Origin of the sequence: Amycolatopsis rifamycinica, assembly GCF_000695625.1 — a bacterium.
Lineage (GTDB): Bacteria > Actinomycetota > Actinomycetes > Mycobacteriales > Pseudonocardiaceae > Amycolatopsis > Amycolatopsis rifamycinica.
Genome location: NZ_JMQI01000009.1, coordinates 29,044 through 45,972 on the forward strand (window position 1 = coordinate 29,044; position 16,929 = coordinate 45,972).

Annotated in this window: 15 protein-coding genes and 1 other RNA gene; 8 read left to right on the plus strand and 8 right to left on the minus strand. The window is 73.0% G+C overall.

Translation table 11 applies throughout. From position 1 onward, the window contains the following. Positions 1–110 precede the first annotated feature (110 nt). The gene (locus tag DV20_RS04340) at positions 111–1,508 is read left to right on the plus strand and encodes a carbon-nitrogen hydrolase family protein (RefSeq protein WP_043776574.1); all 1,398 of its coding nucleotides are present in this window, start codon (positions 111–113) and stop codon (positions 1,506–1,508) included. A gap of 145 nt (positions 1,509–1,653) precedes the next feature. Continuing rightward, positions 1,654–2,520 (plus strand): esterase/lipase family protein, encoded by an 867-nt coding sequence (locus DV20_RS04345; protein ID WP_043776575.1) that lies wholly within the window; start codon positions 1,654–1,656, stop codon positions 2,518–2,520. Here DV20_RS04345 and hutI read toward each other — a convergent pair. The 5 genes from hutI to hutH all read right to left on the minus strand — a co-directional run bounded on the left by hutI (position 2,504) and on the right by hutH (position 9,363). Next, positions 2,504–3,652, minus strand: coding sequence for an imidazolonepropionase (gene hutI / locus DV20_RS04350; protein WP_043776576.1), 1,149 nt, complete (start codon positions 3,650–3,652; stop codon positions 2,504–2,506). The two genes, DV20_RS04345 and hutI, sit on opposite strands and share 17 nt — an antisense overlap. Continuing rightward, entirely contained in the window at positions 3,640–4,890 is a 1,251-nt protein-coding gene (locus DV20_RS04355; RefSeq protein WP_043776577.1) for a formimidoylglutamate deiminase, read from the minus strand. Before DV20_RS04355 ends, hutI begins: the two co-directional genes overlap by 13 nt. Positions 4,891–4,991: 101 nt before the next feature. After that, positions 4,992–6,188 carry an allantoate amidohydrolase gene (locus DV20_RS04360; RefSeq protein WP_043776578.1) on the minus strand — a complete coding sequence of 399 codons (1,197 nt, stop codon included), beginning with the start codon at positions 6,186–6,188 and terminating at the stop codon, positions 4,992–4,994. Then, on the minus strand, positions 6,185–7,837 hold the full coding sequence (hutU, locus tag DV20_RS04365) for a urocanate hydratase (RefSeq protein WP_043776579.1): 1,653 nt from the start codon (positions 7,835–7,837) through the stop codon (positions 6,185–6,187). Before hutU ends, DV20_RS04360 begins: the two co-directional genes overlap by 4 nt. Then, positions 7,837–9,363: a histidine ammonia-lyase gene (gene hutH / locus DV20_RS04370; protein ID WP_043776580.1), complete on the minus strand. Its 1,527-nt coding sequence runs from the start codon at positions 9,361–9,363 to the stop codon at positions 7,837–7,839. The genes hutU and hutH overlap by 1 nt, the downstream gene beginning before the upstream one ends. A gap of 84 nt (positions 9,364–9,447) precedes the next feature. On the opposite strand from hutH, the gene DV20_RS04375 reads away from it, so the two are divergent. Then, positions 9,448–10,230 carry an IclR family transcriptional regulator gene (locus DV20_RS04375; RefSeq protein ID WP_043776581.1) on the plus strand — a complete coding sequence of 261 codons (783 nt, stop codon included), beginning with the start codon at positions 9,448–9,450 and terminating at the stop codon, positions 10,228–10,230. A 217-nt stretch (positions 10,231–10,447) separates the two neighbouring features. Continuing rightward, positions 10,448–10,606, plus strand: a complete 159-nt coding sequence (locus tag DV20_RS45745; RefSeq protein WP_167344360.1) for a hypothetical protein — start codon at positions 10,448–10,450, stop codon at positions 10,604–10,606. Positions 10,607–10,610: 4 nt separating this feature from the next. Here DV20_RS45745 and DV20_RS04380 read toward each other — a convergent pair whose 3' ends face one another. The 3 genes from DV20_RS04380 to ssrA form a co-directional block, all read right to left on the minus strand. Then, positions 10,611–11,849, minus strand: coding sequence for a GGDEF domain-containing protein (locus DV20_RS04380; protein ID WP_043776582.1), 1,239 nt, complete (start codon positions 11,847–11,849; stop codon positions 10,611–10,613). A 139-nt stretch (positions 11,850–11,988) separates the two neighbouring features. Beyond that, on the minus strand, positions 11,989–13,206 hold the full coding sequence (locus tag DV20_RS04385; protein WP_051735789.1) for an MFS transporter: 1,218 nt from the start codon (positions 13,204–13,206) through the stop codon (positions 11,989–11,991). 367 nt (positions 13,207–13,573) lie between these two features. Continuing rightward, positions 13,574–13,941, minus strand: a transfer-messenger RNA (tmRNA) gene (gene ssrA / locus DV20_RS43415). A gap of 148 nt (positions 13,942–14,089) precedes the next feature. On the opposite strand from ssrA, the gene DV20_RS04390 reads away from it, so the two are divergent. The 4 genes from DV20_RS04390 (at position 14,090) to DV20_RS04405 (ending at position 16,915) form a co-directional block, all read left to right on the plus strand. Next, positions 14,090–14,764, plus strand: coding sequence for a sensor domain-containing protein (locus tag DV20_RS04390; RefSeq protein ID WP_043776584.1), 675 nt, complete (start codon positions 14,090–14,092; stop codon positions 14,762–14,764). After that, positions 14,761–15,891, plus strand: a complete 1,131-nt coding sequence (locus DV20_RS04395) for a sensor histidine kinase (RefSeq protein ID WP_043776585.1) — start codon at positions 14,761–14,763, stop codon at positions 15,889–15,891. Before DV20_RS04390 ends, DV20_RS04395 begins: the two co-directional genes overlap by 4 nt. 39 nt (positions 15,892–15,930) lie before the next feature. Next, positions 15,931–16,572 (plus strand): response regulator transcription factor, encoded by a 642-nt coding sequence (locus tag DV20_RS04400; protein ID WP_043776586.1) that lies wholly within the window; start codon positions 15,931–15,933, stop codon positions 16,570–16,572. A 118-nt stretch (positions 16,573–16,690) separates the two neighbouring features. Beyond that, the gene (locus DV20_RS04405; RefSeq protein ID WP_043776587.1) at positions 16,691–16,915 is read left to right on the plus strand and encodes a hypothetical protein; all 225 of its coding nucleotides are present in this window, start codon (positions 16,691–16,693) and stop codon (positions 16,913–16,915) included. Positions 16,916–16,929 lie beyond the last annotated feature (14 nt).

The following is a 16,929-nucleotide window of genomic DNA, read 5'->3' on the forward strand; positions in this document are numbered from 1 at the left end:
GAACTCTGGGTGAACCGAGGTGGGGTAAACCCCACCAGAGCCCGGTGGTTCAGCCCAGTGTGCCCGCCCGCGTCGCCTGGAACCCTCGCAAGCAGGCGAAGGGGGCACCGATGAAAGCGATCCTGGCGACCGTGGCGTCGGCCGTGTTGTTCTTCTTCGGCACGGGTTTGGACCCGCTGCCGGAACTGGCTTGGCTCGCGCCGCTGCCGGTCCTGCTGCTCGCGCCCCGCGTTCGCGGCGCCGTCGCGGCGGTCTGCGCGTTCGTCGCCTATCTCGCGGGCAGTGCCGGCAGCTGGAGCTACTTCTGGCATTCCCTTTCCGTCCCGCGGCCGGCCGCGCTCGGCATCCTCGGCGGGAGCGCGCTGCTGTTCGCGGTGTCCGCGCTGCTCTTCCGCCTGCTGGTCCGGCGCGGCCACGGCCTCCTGGCCGCGCTCGCCGCGCCCGCGTTGTGGACGGTCGCGCTCTACGTCGTTTCGCTGCTGAACCCGACCGGTCTCATGGACACCTTCATGACGACCCAGGCCGACCGGCCGTCGATCATGCGGCTCGCCGCGATCACCGGGGGCTGGGGCGTGGAGTTCCTGGTGCTGTTCGTCCCGGCCGCCGTGGCCGCCGCACTGGCGCCCGGCCTGCGCGGCCGGACCCGGCTCGTTCCCGCCGTGGCTCTCGCGGCGGTCGCGGGCGGGCTCGCGTTCTGGACCACGCCCCCGCCGACCGGGCCGTCGACGCGGGTCGCGCTGGTCGCGCCCGGCCAGAGCCGCTGGGCGGCCGACGTCGCCACGCCGGAGGGACAGGCCCTCCTACGGTCCTATGTGGACCGGATCGGGCGGCTGCCGGACGGCGTCCAGGCCGTCGTGCTCCCGGAAGCCGTCTTCGCCGTGGACCAGACCAGCCGGCCCCGGCTCGTCGAAGCCTTCACGGAGGTCGCCCGCACGCGCAACCTCGACGTCGTCACCGGCGTCGTCGACACGACCCCGGACGGCCGGTTCAACGCCGCGCTGGCGATCCCGCCGACCGGCGCGCCGGTCGAATACCGCAAGTGGCACACCGGGGATTCGCCGGGCATGGCGTCCGGCACCCGGCTCGCGCACCTCGCCGGGATCGGGCTCATGGTGTGCATGGACGTCAACTTCGCCGACCCGAGCAGCGAATACGGCGAGGCCGGCACGGGCTTGGTCCTCATCCCGGCGTCCGACGAAGACGCCGACGGCTGGGCCCACAGCCGCACGGCGCTGATCCGGGGCGTCGAGAACGGCTTCTCGGTGGCGTGGAGCGCGGCCCGCGGGACGCCGATGCTCGCGGACGCGCGGGGACACGTGCTGGCCGACGCCCGCACCGGCGGCGGCCCGTTCACGGTGGTCGTCGCCGACGTCCCGATCGGACCGGGAAAGACGCCGTACGCGCGCTTCGGCGACTGGTTCGCGTGGCTCTGCGGCCTGGTCGCGCTGGCCGGCATCGCGACGGCCGCCCGCAAGCCGTCACACGCCGAGAGCCTGGACGTCGCGTAGCCCCCTCGACCACGCCGAAACCCCGGCTTTGTCATTCGTCACAACCCGCGCCGATCGAATCTGAGCATGGTCCCATGTCGCGCGCCGCCGACTGTGCCACATCATGACACCCATCACCTACTGACGGGTAATCGGAGGCAACGGAATGCGGGTCACCCACGGCGGTGTCAAGCGAACCCTGGCCGTGCTCGCCGCGGCGCTCACCTTCGGCGCGGTCGCGCCCACGGTCGCCGAAGCGGCGCCGAGCAGCGGCTGGAACGACTGGGGCTGCCGTCCCTCGGCCGCGCACCCGCGGCCGGTGGTGCTGGTGCACGGCCTCGGCGCGAACGACACCGTCAACTGGTTCTTCCACGCGCCGAAGATCGCCGCCCAGGGCTACTGCGTCTTCTCGCTGACGTACGGCACGGGCGCCCTCGGCCCGGGTGTCGGCGGGCTCGCGTCCATGCGCGACAGCGCGGCGCAGCTCGGCCGGTTCGTCGACCGGGTCCGGACCGCGACCGCGGCGGCGAAGGTCGACATCGTGGGCCACTCCGAGGGCAGCACGATGCCGGCGTACTACCTGAAGTACGGCGGCGGCGCGGCCGAGGTCGCCCACTTCGTCGGCTTCGGCGCGAACTACCGCGGCACGACGCTGGGCGGCCTCGACGCGCTGGCCAAGGCCCTGCTGACCTCCGTACCTGCTCTCGGCACGGTCCTGCGCACAGCGTGCGGCGCGTGTTCGGAGTACCTGGCGCCCTCGGCGTTCCTGGACGACCTCGCTCGCGGCGGCGTCCACGTCGCCGGCCCCGCCTACACGAGCATCGTGAGCAAGTACGACGAGGTGGTCACGCCGTACACGAGCGGAATCCTCGGCGAGCCGGGCACGACGGACATCGTCCTGCAGGACTTCTGCCCTTCCGACGCCTCGGGCCACCTCGGCCAGGCGGCCGACCCGAACGTCACCGGGCTGATCCTGCACGCCCTCGACCCGTCGTTCGCGCCGACGTGCACGCCGTTCAGCCTGCCACTCTGACCCCGGCCCGCCACACCGCCCGGGTCAGCGGCACCCCCGGCCGGTACGCCAGGTGCGTCACCGAAGGCGCGTCGAGCACGTGGACATCGGCTCGCGCACCGGGCCGCAGCACGCCGACGTCGGTGCGGCGCAACGCCTTCGCGCCGCCCGCCGTCGCGGCCCAGACCGCTTCCTCGATCGTCATCCGCATCTGCAGCACCGCCGTCGCGACGCAGAACGCCATCGACGTCGTGTACGAGCTGCCCGGGTTGGCGTTGCTGGCCAGTGCCACGGTCGCGCCCGCGTCGAGCAGCCGGCGGGCCGGGGCCAGTGGCTGGCGGGTCGACAAGTCGCACGCGGGCAGCAAGGTCGCCACCGTCTCGGCGGCCGCCAGCGCTTCGACGTCCGCGTCGGAAAGGTACGTGCAGTGGTCGACGCTCGCCGCGCCCAGCTCCACGGCCAGCCGGACGCCGGGACCTTCGCCGAGCTGGTTGCCGTGCACCCGCAGGCCCAGCCCGCGCCCGGCCGCGGCCTTCAGCACCCGCGCCGACTGGGCCTCGTCGAACGCGCCGGTCTCGCAGAACACGTCCGCCCAGCGCACGCTTCCCGCCACCGCGTCGAGCATCTCGCCGCACACGAGGTCCACATAGGACTCCGCGTCGGCGCCGGGCGGCACGAGGTGGGCGCCGAGGAAGGTGACTTCGTCGGCCACCTCGCCGGCGATCCGGGCGCTGCGGGCCTCGTCGGCGACGGTCAGCCCGTAGCCGGTCTTCGTCTCCAGGCACGTCGTCCCCTGCCGGGCCGCTTCGCCGACGTGACGGCGCAGGTTCGCCGCCAGCTGCTCGTCGGACGCCTCCCGCGTCGCGCCCACCGTGGTCGCGATCCCGCCCGCGGTGTAGGGCTTGCCGGCCATCCGCGCCTCGAACTCGGCGGTGCGGTCACCGGCGAAGACGAGGTGCGTGTGACTGTCGACCCAGCCCGGCAGCACCGCGCGGCCTTCGACGTCGACGCGCTCGTCGGCGTCCGGCGCGCTCGCCGCCGGACCCGCCCAGGCGACGCGGGAGCCGTCCAGCACCAGGGCCGCCTCGGTCAGCCGGCCCAGCTCGGGGTCGTTGGTGGTGAGTTCGCCGATGCCCGTGATCAGGACAGCCACAACGCCTCGATCTCCTTCGCCAAAACGGTTTCGGGTCGGTCGACGAGCAGGTGCACGCCGTCGCGCACGACCTCGCGTCCGGCGACGACGACGTGCCGGACGTCGGCGCCGGACGCCGCGAACACGACCCCCGACGGCTCGATCCCGGCCGTCCGCACCGTGTCCATGGCCACGGTGACGAAGTCCGCGCCCGCCCCTTCGGCGAGCGCGCCGACCTCGTCCCATCCGATCGCCGCGTGGTTCGTGCCCGCTTCGAGGAGCTCCTCGGCGCGGAACCGGCCGCGTTCCTCGCTGGCCAGCCGGTCGTCCAGCTCCAGCGCGCGGGTCTCTTCGAAGGCGTCGACGACGGCGTTGCTGTCGCTGCCGACGCCGAGCCGGACCCCGGCGTCCCGCAGGGCGCGGGCCGGGCCGATGCCGTCGCCGAGGTCGCGCTCGGTGGTCGGGCAGAAGCACGCCCCGACCCGGAACTCGCCGAGCAGGCGCACGTCCCGGTCGGTGAGGTGGGTCGCGTGGACCACGGTGAGCCGCTCGTCGAGCACGCCGTGGTCCCACAGCAACCCGGTCGGGGTGAACCCGGTGGCCGCCGCGCACTGCTCGTTCTCCGCCCGCTGCTCGGACAGGTGGATGTGCAGCGGCCGGTGGCCCGGCACCGCGTTGTCCACTTCGGACAACTGGTCCTCGGGCACCGCCCGCACCGAATGGATCGCCCCGCCGACCCGGAACAGCTCGTCTTCGCTCAGCCCGGCCACCCGCGATGCCCACGCCGAGGCCGAGCCGTCGGAGAACCGCCGCTGGACCTCGTCGGGCTCGACGCCGATGCCGCCCGCCAGGTAGCACGTGTCGAGCAGCGTCAGCCGGATCCCGGCGTCGGCCGCGGCCTGCCGCAGCGCCTCCCCCATCGCGTTCGGGTCGGCGTACGGCTTCCCGCCGGGGGCGTGGTGCAGGTAGTGGAACTCCCCGACGCTCGTGTAGCCGCCGAGCACCATCTCCGCGTAGACCCCGCGGGCCAGCCGGTAGTACGTTTCGGGGTCGAGCCGCGCCGCCAGGGCGTACATCCGCTCGCGCCACGTCCAGAACGTGCCGCGCTCGTGGTGCGTCCGGCCCCGCAGGGCCCGGTGGAAGGCGTGCGAGTGCCCGTTCGCGAAGCCCGGCAGCGTGAGCCCGCCGAGGATCGTGCCGGAGCGCGGCGAGTTCGCCGTCACCGCGGTGATCCGGCCGCCGTCGACGTCGATCCGCACGCCGGAGGCGATCCCGTCCGGCAGCCAGGCCTGTTCACACCAGAAAACTGTCGGTGCCGAGCGATAGGCTGGAAACGGGGGGCGCCCCCGCGGGCCGAGGGTCATCGCGCCAGCCGCTCCAGGACCGTGGCCAGCGCGGCGGCGCCGGCTTCGACGTCCTCGGCCTCGGCGAACTCCTCCGGCGAGTGGCTGATCCCGGTCGGGTTGCGCACGTAGAGCATCCCGGCCGGGACGAACCCGGCGAGGATCGCCGCGTCGTGGCCGGCGCCGGTGGGCAGCTCCGGTGGCGCGCCGAGCCAGCCGCCCAGGTCGCGGCGCAGGGCGTCGTCGAACACGACGTCGTCCGAATAGGACTCCCGCGTCACGGTCACCCGGCAGCCCTCCTCCTCCGCCGCCTCCGAGGCGGCCCGGCTGATCTCGGCGACCAGCCCCGGGGTGCCTTCGCCGGGCACCCGCGCGTCCAGCCAGAGGTCCACTGTGGACGCGATGACGTTGGTCCCGCCGGGGGTCGGCACGAGCCGGCCGACGGTCGCCCGTGCGCCCGGCACCCGCGCCGCCAGCCGCCGGACGGCCGTCACCGTCGCGGCCGCGGGCAGCATCGGATCCGTGCGGTCGGCGAGCACCGTGGCCCCGGCGTGGTTCCCCTGTCCCGCGAAGGAGAACCGCCACCGCCCGTGCGCGATCACGGTGCTGCCGACGGCCACCGGGGCACCGAGGTCGATGAGCCCGCGGCCCTGCTCGACGTGCAGTTCGAGGAAGTGCCCGATCCGGTCGAGCCGCTCGGCGTCCGGCCCGATCCGCGCCGGGTCGACGCCCGCCTTCGCGGCCGCCTCGGCGAACGTCACGCCGTCGGCGTCCCGCAGGCCGCGGGCCTTGCCGGCGTCGATGGTGCCGGTGAGCAGCCGCGAGCCCAGGCACGGAACGCCGAACCGGCCGCCTTCCTCCTCGGCGAACACCACGACGGCGAGCGGCCTGCGCGGCCGGAACCCCTTGTTCTGCAACGCCTCGACGGCGGCCAGCCCGCTCGCCACCCCGAGCGGGCCGTCGAACGCGCCGCCACCCGGCACCGAGTCGAGGTGGCTGCCGGTGACCACGGCGTTGCGGCCCGGCGGCCCCCACCACGCCCAGATGTTGCCGTTGCGGTCGGTCTCGACGTCCAGCCCGAGCCCCAGCGCGCGCTCGACGAACCACTCGCGCAGGTCGTGCTCGGGTGCGTCGAAGGCGTGCCGCGAGTAGCCGCCGCGCTTCGGGTCGCGCCCGACGTCGGCGATCTCGCCCAGGAGCCCCGAGGCGCTCACTCGGCCTCCCGCATCGGCACCCGCACGCCGCGCTCGCCGGCGACCTCGGCCGCGCGGTCGTAACCGGCGTCGACGTGGCGGATGACCCCCATGCCCGGGTCGTTGGTGAGCACCCGCTCCAGCTTCTGCGCGGCCAGCGGCGTCCCGTCGGCCACGCTGACCTGACCCGCGTGGATCGACCGGCCCATGCCGACACCGCCGCCGTGGTGGATCGACACCCAGCTGGCCCCCGAAGCCGTGTTGACCAGGGCGTTGAGCAGCGGCCAGTCGGCGATCGCGTCGGAGCCGTCGGCCATGCCCTCGGTCTCGCGGTACGGCGAGGCGACGCTGCCGGAGTCGAGGTGGTCGCGGCCGATGACGACCGGGGCCTTCAGCTCGCCGCTGGCGACCATCTCGTTGAACCGCAGGCCGGCCAGGTGACGTTCGCCGTAGCCGAGCCAGCAGATGCGCGCGGGCAGGCCCTGGAACGCCACGCGTTCCCCGGCGAGGCGGATCCAGCGGGCGAGGGATTCGTTCTCCGGGAACAGTTCCAGCATCGCGCGATCGGTGGCCGCGATGTCCTCGGGGTCGCCCGAGAGCGCCGCCCAGCGGAACGGGCCGTTGCCTTCGCAGAACAGGGGGCGGATGTAGGCGGGCACGAAGCCGGGGAAGTCGAACGCGCGCTCGCAGCCGCCGAGCTTGGCCTCGCCGCGCAGCGAGTTGCCGTAGTCGAAGACCTCGGCGCCGCGGTCGAGGAAGCCGAGCATGGCTTCGACGTGGTCGGCCATCGACTCGCGCGAGCGGTCGGTGAACTCGTCGGGCTTCTTGGCCGCGTAGTCGTGCCAGTCGTCGACGCTGACGCCCTTGGGCAGGTACGACAGCGGGTCGTGCGCCGACGTCTGGTCGGTGACGATGTCGACCTCCACACCACGGCGCAGCAGCTCGGGCAGCACCTCAGCGGCGTTCCCGACGACACCCACCGACAGCGCGCGCTTCTCCTGCTTGGCTCGGGTGACGCGGGCGACGGCGTCGTCGAGGTCGTCGGCCACCTCGTCGAGGTAGCGGGTCTCGACGCGGCGGTGTGCGCGCCGCGGGTCGCACTCGATGACCAGCGCGACGCCGTCGTTCATGGTCACGGCCAGCGGCTGCGCGCCGCCCATGCCGCCGAGGCCCGCCGTGACGGTCAACGTGCCCTTCAACGAGCCGCCGAACTTCTTCTTCGCGACGGCGGCGAACGTCTCGTAGGTGCCCTGGAGGATGCCCTGGGTGCCGATGTAGATCCACGAGCCCGCGGTCATCTGGCCGTACATGGTCAGGCCCTGCTGCTCGAGGCGGCGGAACTCGGGCCAGGTCGCCCAGTCGCCGACCAGGTTCGAGTTCGCGATGAGCACGCGCGGCGCCCACTCGTGCGTGCGGAACACACCGACCGGCTTGCCCGACTGCACCAGCAGCGTCTCGTCGACGTCCAAAGTGGTCAGTTCGCGGGTGATGGCGTCGAAGCTGGCCCAGTCGCGGGCGGCCTTGCCGGTGCCGCCGTAGACGACCAGGTCCTCCGGCCGCTCGGCCACGTCCGGGTCGAGGTTGTTGTGGAACATCCTCAGCGCGGCTTCGGTCTGCCACGACTTGGCGGTGAGCTGGGTGCCGCGGGCGGCACGGACGACGCGGGACATCAGACCTCCAGACGGGCGGCGTCGAGGACGGCGCCGGAGCGGACGAGTTCTTCGGCGGCCGCGATCTCGGGCGCCAGGTGCCGGTCGGGGCCGGGGCCCGCGACCTTCGTGCGGAGCAGGTCGCGGACCGCGCCGGTGACCGGCGACGGCTCCAGCGGCGCGCGGAAGTCCAGCGCACGAGCCGCGGTCAGCAGCTCGATGGCCAGCACGGTCGTCAGGCCGTCGACCGCCTTGCGCAGCTTCCGCGCGGCCGACCAGCCCATGGAGACGTGGTCCTCCTGCATGGCGCTGCTCGGGATCGAGTCGACGGACGCCGGGACGGCGAGCCGCTTGAGCTCGCTGACCACGGCGGCCTGCGTGTACTGGGCGATCATGTGGCCGGAGTCGACGCCGGGGTCGTCGGCGAGGAACGCCGGCAGGCCGTGCGAGCGCGCCTTGTCGAGCATCCGGTCGGTGCGGCGCTCGGCGATGCTGGCGACGTCGGCGATCGGGATGGCCAGGAAGTCCAGCACGTAGGCGACGGGCGCGCCGTGGAAGTTGCCGTTGGACTCGACGCGGCCGTCGGCCAGGACGACCGGGTTGTCCACAGCGGACATCAGCTCGCGCTCGCCGACGAGCTCGGCGTGGGCGAGGCTGTCGCGCGCGGCGCCGTGGACCTGCGGGGCACAGCGCAGCGAGTAGGCGTCCTGGACGCGGTTGCAGTCCGGCCCGCGGTGGCTCTCGACGATCTTCGAGCCCTGCAGCGCCTGCCACATCCTCGCCGCGGACGTCGCCTGCCCGGGGTGCGGGCGCAGGGCCTGGAGGTCGGCGGCGAACGCGCGGTCGGTGCCGAGCAGCGCCTCGACGCTCATCGCCGCGGTGAGGTCGGCGATGTCGAAGAGCCGGTGCAGGTCGGCGGCGGCGAGCAGGAGCATGCCGAGCATGCCGTCGGTGCCGTTGGTGAGCGCGAGGCCTTCCTTCTCGGCGAGGACGACCGGCTCGATCCCGGCCTGCTTCAACGCCTCCGCCGCGGGCTGCAACCGGCCGGCGTGGATCACTTCGCCTTCGCCCATGAGCGCCAGCGCGACGGCGGCCAGTGGCGCGAGGTCGCCCGAGCAGCCGAGGGAGCCGTACTCGTGGACGATCGGGGTGATGTCGGCGTTGAGCAGGGCCGCAAGCGCTTGCGCGGTGCCCGGCCGGACGCCGGTGTAGCCGCTGGCGAGGGTCCGCAGCCGCAGCAGCATCAGCGCGCGGACGACCTCGGGTTCGACGGCGGGCCCGGCGCCGGCGGCGTGCGAGCGGATCAGGCTGCGCTGCAGCGCGGTCCGGCTCTCCACCGGGATGTGCCGGGTGGCGAGCGCGCCGAAGCCGGTCGAGACGCCATACGTCGGCGTGACGGCGTGGGCGAGGTTCTCGATGTGCTGACGGGTCGCGGCGAGGTTCTTCTCGGCGGCGTCCGTGAGCCCGACCGGCGCGTGGCCGCGGACGACGTCGACGACCTGGGCGGCGGTCAGGGGTTCCGGGCCCAGGAGCACTTTTTCCGGCATGGGCCCATTGCACCCCCTCGGAACCGCTGGTGGGATGCCCCACGGAGTGGTTCTGTCTGGGATTCCAGACACTAGGCTGGCGCCATGGGCGACAGCAGCGAGGTGCCGGCGCTGCGCCGCGGGCTGGCGGTGCTGCGCCTGCTGGCGACGCGCCCGGGCCCGGTCACCGCGGCGGCGATCGCCCGCGAAGCGGGACTCCCCCGCTCGACGACGTACCACCTGCTCAACGAGCTGGAAGCGGCTGGTTTCGTCGTGCACCTGCCCGCCGAACGCCGCTACGGCCTGGGCATCGCCGCCTTCGAACTGGGTTCGGCGTACCTGCGCCACGACCCCCTGGAACGCCTGGCCGGGCCGTTGCTGCGCAAGCTCGTCGACCGCGTCGGCCACACCGCCCACCTCGGCGTCCTGCACGGCAACGAGTCGCTGTACCTGATCAAGGAACGCCCGGCCCGGCCGGAGACGCTGGTGACGGAGGTCGGCGTCCGGCTGCCGGCGCAGCTGACCGCGTCCGGCCGCGCGATCCTGCGGCACCTGCCTGCCCCGCACGTCCGGGCGCTGTTCCCGTCGGCGTCGGCGTTCGTGCTCCGCACCGGCCGCGGCCCGCGCACGCTGGCCGAGCTGCGCCGCACCCTCACCGCGGAACGCCGGCTCGGCTGGTCGGTCGAGGACGGCCACGTCACCGCCGGCTTCGCGTCCGTGGCCTGCCCGGTCTTCGACCACGGCGCCCGCCCGCTGGCCGCCATCAGCGTCACCCTGCGCCACCACTGCGCGGCCGAGCCGTGCCCGGAGACCTGGCCGGACCTCGCCGCCGACGTGGCGGCGACGGCGGCCGAGCTGACCACCCGGATCGGCGGCCACCCGGCGTGAGCCCCCGGGCCGGACGGCGTGCCGGCCGCACCCCTGGTCAGCTGGACTACCCCGGGTGGTTTCCGGGTGTGCCGGGGGCCACTTGTGGGTGAAGTTCATGTGAGTGTCATGCTTGAGGCCCGACCATGGCTCCGCACCAGTGGAGCCGGAAGCAGGTGGCCAGATGACCTGGGCCCGACGCAGTGGCAGCTCTCTTGCCAATGACGAAGACAGCCGGATGGGCATTATCCGGGCGGAAGAGGCGGTGCGCCTCGGGGAACAGAACGACCGGGCCGTCCTCACCGTCGCCGGGCACTCGTCCGACTCGCGGGAGTGTGCCGAACTGCTCGCCATGCTCGGGCTCGACGCCGGGCAGCGGCGGCAGCGAACCGCCTGACCCGTCACACCAGGTCCGCCACGTGGACCACCTTGTTCCGCCCCGTCGCTTTCGCGTGGTACAGCGCGGTATCCGCCGCGTCCAGCAAGCGCTGCAATGACGCTCCCGCCGACGGGTACACGGCTATGCCTATCGAGACGGTCAAGCCCGTTATCGACAGCCGGCCCGCCGGGACCGTCAACGCGCTGATCGCCCCGCGGATGCGCTCGGCCACCGCACCGATGTCCGGCGGGGCGATACCGGGCAAGAGCACCACGAACTCTTCGCCGCCGAACCGGCCCACCGCGTCCCCCCGGCCGCGGACCGCCGAGATGATCGACTGGGCCACCGCCTTCAGGACCGCGTCGCCCGCGAGGTGGCCGTAGGTGTCGTTCACCTGCTTGAAGTGGTCCAGATCCAGCATCAACAGGCCGAACGTGCTCCGCTGGCGGGCCGCCGCCGCGAGGGTTCGCTCCGCCAGGGCGTGCCAGCCGCTCGTGTTGTACAGGCCGGTCTTCTCGTCGCGGTGGGCGGCCACCTCCAGCTGCTTCACCAGCACCGTGCGGTGCAACAGCAGCAACGGCGGGAACACGAGCACCACCAGGCCCGGCAGCGTCGCCAGCGCCACCGCGTTCAGCGCGCCCAGGCACAGCGTCGCCACCTCGAGGCCGTTGTCGGACCACGTGCCGAACAGCGCCTCCGGTGTCCGGCCGACTTCGCGGCGGGCCGGGAGCACCAAGAGGGCGTTCACGGCGAAGAACGTCACTCCGGCGGCCGCGATCGCGAACGTCCCCGCCCAGCCGTGCGTCATGGTCGCGCGGACGTCGGCGAAGCCCGAAACCCGCAGCACCGACTGGGCCGCGAAACACGACAGCACGATGATCGCCGCGTTGCTGACCGTGCGGGAGGCCGGGACCCGCTGCAGGCGGTACCAGCTGCGGATCGCCAGGTGCGTGTACAGGCCGCCGACCAGCGCCGCCAGCAGGAGCGGGGGCAGCAGCAGGACGCCGGCGAACGTCCAGACCGACGTCATGTTGATGTGCGGGGTCCCCGACACGCGACGGCGGATGCGCTCGACGCGCCGGCCCGTCTCCGACTGCACCACCCCGAGGACCAGCAGCACCACCAGGATCGACAGCGTGCGGCGGTCCACCGCGATCGGGGACGGGCGCAGCGTCAGCACCACCGCCACCACCTCGCTGATCAGGCAGTAGACGATCACCCGGGGACCCTGGCGCCACAGCGCCCAGTGCCGCGGTGCCACGAGGACGTCACGAATACGCAGCCCAGTGCGCGGAATCCCGCTGCCGGTCCGCATACTCATGGTGTCCGGCCGGTGACGGAGCCGGTCCGGCCCGAGGTCGTGAAGGGAGGCGCACCATGTGCGGACGCGACAACTGAGGTCATCGATCCTCCACCCGGACCCGGCGCCACGCCCTCGCGATCGGCACGGCCACCGCGGCACCCGCCGCCCCGGCCGCGGCGATGGTGTGCGCCGGGCCGAGCACGTCGGCCAGCCCGCCCGCCGCGGCCGCGCCGACCCCCTGCACCGTGATCAGGCCCGCCGAATTCACCCCGGCACACTGCGCGCGGTGCTCGTCGGGCACCCGCCGCATGAACGAGACCGTGCCCTGGATGTTGTAGCCCGTCGCCAGTAGCCCGGACACCGCGAGCAGCACCACCGACACCACCAGGCCCGGCCGGCAGACGAACACCACCAGCGGCAGGCCCGCCGCGATCCCGAGCAGCCCGAGCACGCGGATCTGCGCGTGCTCCGGGATCCACTTGCCGAAGACGACGCCGCCGAGCACGCTGCCCGCCGGGTCCGCCGCCATCAGGAGACCCACCAGCGTCGCGCCCGCGCCGATCCCGGCCGCGTACGGGGCGGCCAGTGCCTCCGGCACGACGTAGAACCCCGCCAGCCAGTTGAGCGCGACCAGCGTCCGCAGGGCCGGGTCGCGCCAGATGAGCCGGATGCCCGCGCCGGTCGTGGCGAGCCAGGCCGGCCGGACCGCCTGGGCGATCGCCGCCCGCCGCCGGACGCCGGTGACCAGGAACACCGCCGAGAGCAGGAACGTCGCCGCGTCGAGGGCCAGCGCCGCGGACGGGGTGAACGCGGCGATCAGCGCGCCGCCGCCGGCGAACCCGGCCAGTTGCGCGGCCTGGATGGTCACGTTCCGCAGCGCCATCCCGACGAGGTAGCGCTCGCCGTCGAGGACCGACGGCAGCAGCGCCTGCTGTGCGGCCTTGAACGGCCCGCCGAGGGCGGTCATCACCGCGACGAGCACGCACAGCACCCACAGCGGGACGCCGGGGATGGCGATGACGGCGACCAGCGCGGCCCGCGCGAGGTCGGTCGCGACCATGACGTCGCGGCGGGGCCACCGGTCGCCCGCGCCGGCCAGCAGGATGCCGCCGAGCAGGGACGGCACGTACGTGAGGGCGTAGGTGAGGCCGGTGAGCGCGGCCGAAGAGGTGCGCTGGTAGACGAGGACGGCGAGGGCGACCCGGGCGAGCTGGTCGCCGCAGATGGACAGCAGTTCGGCGGTCCACATGGCCCGGAATTCGGCGACGGCGAGCACCGCGCCGAAACCGGTCTTCTTCACGCGTGCGTCATCCATCGTGCCCCTCGAAACCGCGGCTGCAGCCAAGGTAATCACCCACCGCAGTGGAATCGAGCCGTTCGGTGACAGTTGCCCCATTAGCACCAGCCCCAGCCCCCGCACAGCCCGCACCACCCGGGGGTCTGGCCAACCCCCGAACGCAACCACCCGGGAGAATCCGGCCAACCCCCGAATGCAACCACCCGGGTGGGTCTGGCCAACCCCCGAACGCAACCACCCGGGAGGGTCTGGCCAACCCCCGAACGCAACCACCCGGGGGGTCCAGGGGGGCGGAGCCCCCCTGGCGGGGGTTTGGGGGTCCGACCCCCAAAGGACACCCGAGAACGGGAGAAGGCCCAGCCCCGAAGGGGCGTGGGCCTTCTCTGAGTGGAGGTGCCGGGAATTGAACCCGGGTCCTCTGGCGTCTTGACAGGGCTTCTCCGTGCGCAGTCCGCTACGTCTCTGCTTGGCTCCCTCAATCACGCGAACAAGCTGAGGTGACGAGCCCAGCCACTGTTTGCTTCACGGCTGTTCCCCGTGGCCGGGACAGCCGCTGAGCCTCCTAGCTGATGCCGGTACCCGGGTCGGAGGCGAACCCGGGCCGACAGAGTCGCACTCGCTCAGGCGGCGAGGGCGAACTCGCGCTGACTGGAGTCGGCGCTTATTGGTTTGCGATGACGCTTACGGTGGTCTCTCGCCTGCACCGGCACGCTTCCCCTGACTCAACGTCCAAAGTCGAAACCGTTCACCCCCTTGTCGGGATCACAACCTGTTCATCATAACGCCCCGCGCCACCGCTTTAGTCCGGGTGGGGTCAGCCCTACCGCCGGGATGCCCGCTCGCACCATGTCGCCGCCCTCGGGTGGGCGCGATGCTGGTACTCGATGAAGGGAGTGCGGTCATGGTGAGCGAAAGGCGGGATCCGCCGTTCGGTGGTTCGGTGGTGTTTCTGCTGATGAACCTGCCGCTGGGGGTGCTGGCGTTCGGGTTCCTGACGGCGTTCGTCTCGGCCGGTGCCGGGACCGCGGTGGTCTGGGTCGGGGTGGGCCTGCTCGCCGTGGTCGTGCTCGCCGTGCGGGGGGCCGCGCGGCTGGAGCGGGCGCGGGTCTACGCGCTGCTGGACCGCTACATCGACCTCCCTTACCTGCCGCTGCCCGCGGGCAAGCAGGCCGCGCGGTGGAAGGCGCGGCTGAAGGACCCGTCGACCTGGCGGGACCTCACCTACTTCGCGCTGCTGTTCCCGGTGGGCCTGGTCGAGTTCGTGCTCGTGACGACGTTCTGGGCGACGAGCCTGGCGCTCGTGGGCCTGCCGGTCTACTTCCGGTGGCTGCCGGGCGGCGAGTACCGCTTCCCGGACTGGGAGGTGCCGTGGCTGACCGTGGACTCCACCGTCGAGGCGCTACCGTGGGCGGCGCTGGGGGTGTTGTTCGTCGCGTTGTCGGTGGCGTTGACCAAGGCGCTGGCGGGCACGCACGCCCGGCTGGCGTCCGCGCTGCTGGGGCCGACGGTGGCGCAGCGCCGCCGCATGGAGCGCTGGTGGGAAGACGCGGAAGAGAAGAACCTGGTGGCGGGATGACCGAGGTGCAACAGCCGGAACACCCGCGGCCGCACCCGGCTCGCACGATCCTCTACATGTTCGTCAGCTTCGTCTTCCGGCTCCTGCAGTTCGTGTTGATCGTGGTCGGCATCGGGGTGGGTGTCTCGACGGCGGTGATCTGGGTCGGCTTCCCGATCCTGCTGGCGACGACGAGCTTCATCCGCTGGTCGGGTGACCGCGAGCGGTCCTGGGCCGGCAAGCTGCTGAACGTGCCGCTGCCGCCGGTGGAGCGCCGCCCGGTCGAGGGGCAGACGCTGGTCCGCCGGTGGGTGATCCGGCTGAGCGACCCGACGACGTGGCGGGACCTGGCTTACCTGGTGGCGGCGTTCCCGCTGGCGTGCGTCGAGTTCGCGATCGCGATCGCGTCGATCGTGCTGCTGCCGATGGCGATCTGGGTGACGCCGTGGCTGGGCTGGCTGCACGGCGAGCTCGCGCTGGCGCTGCTGGGGCCGGACCGCACGAAACGGCTGGAGCAGAAGGCCGAACGCCTGCAGGCGTCGCGGGCCCGCGGTGTCGACGCGGCGGAAGCCGAACGCCGCCGCATCGAGCGTGACCTGCACGACGGCGCGCAGCAGCGGCTGGTGGCCGTCGCGATGAGCCTGGGGCGCGCGAAGGCGAAGTTCGACCAGGACCCGCAGGCGGTGCGGGAGCTGATCGACGAGGCGCACGCGGACGCGAAGCTCGCCGTGTCGGAGCTGCGGGACCTGGCGCGCGGCATCTACCCGGCCGTCCTCGGCGACCGCGGGCTGGACGCGGCGCTGTCGGCGCAGGCGGCGAAGTCGCCGATCCCGGTGGACGTCTCGGTGGAGGTCGACCCGCGGCCGCCGGCCGCGGTGGAGACGACGGCGTACTTCATCGTCGGCGAGACGCTGACGAACATCGCGAAGCACTCCGGAGCGACCGAGGCGGGCGTGAAGGTGTGGCGGACCGACGACCACGTCGTCGTCGAGATCACCGACAACGGCCACGGCGGCGCGGAAGTGCGCCCCGGCGGCGGGCTGGCCGGGCTGGCCGACCGCGCCGCGACGATCGACGGCGTGATCACCGTCGTCAGCCCGGTGGGCGGGCCGACCGTGATCCGGGCTGACCTCCCCTGCCGGTGGTGAATAGGCTGGGCCCCGTTCATCACCGAACCTGGGGGCCGGATGCGGGTAGTCATCGCCGAGGACGCCGTGCTGCTGCGGGCCGGGGTGACCCGCCTGCTCGCCGACGAGGGCATCGAGACGGCCGCGGCCGTCGACAACGGGGACGACCTGCTCGGCGCGATCCAGGAACATCGTCCTGACCTGGCGATCGTCGACGTCCGGATGCCCCCGACGTTCACCGACGAGGGCCTGCGCGCGGCTTTGGCGGCGCGCAAGGAGATCCCCGGGCTGCCGGTGCTGGTGCTGTCGCAGTACGTCGAGGAGTCGTACGCGGTGGAGCTGCTCTCGGGCGGCGCCGGCGGCGTCGGTTACCTGCTGAAGGAGCGCGTGGCCGACGTCGCGGACTTTCTGGACGCGGTGCGCCGCGTCGCGAACGGTGGCACGGCGATCGACCCGGACGTGATCGCCCAGCTGATGGCCCGCGGCCGCCGCAACCCGCTGGACGCGCTGACCGCCCGCGAGTCCGAAGTCCTCGGCCTGATGGCGCAGGGCCTGTCGAACACGGCGATCGCGAACTCGCTGGTGGTTTCGCACGGCGCGGTGGAGAAGCACATCGGCAACATCTTCTCGAAACTCGGCCTCGAAGCCAGCGCGGAGGAACACCGCCGCGTCCGCGCGGTGCTGACCTACCTGGGCCGCTGACTGACGGACAGTGACCGGAACTGCCGTAGGGTGGACAACGGGTCACCCGTTCCGCGGGCGGCACCAGGGTGAGCGCTCACCTACGATGAGCGGATCCGCCGGCGAGAGGAGCGCGCAGATGTCCGACGAGACGCGCTGCGTCCGCTTCTTCGGCGGCCCGCTCGACGGCCGCGTCCAGGAGCTCGGGGACGCCGAGCCGATCCCGGGCACCGTCATCCGGCACATCCACCTGCACGGCGGCCCGAAGATCGAGACCCGCTACGAGCTCGGCCTGACCGAGCGCGGCTGGGAGTACCGCGTCGCCGCCACGCAGCACGAACCCGAGCCCGACGGCCTGCGCTAGTAGGGAGAACCCCC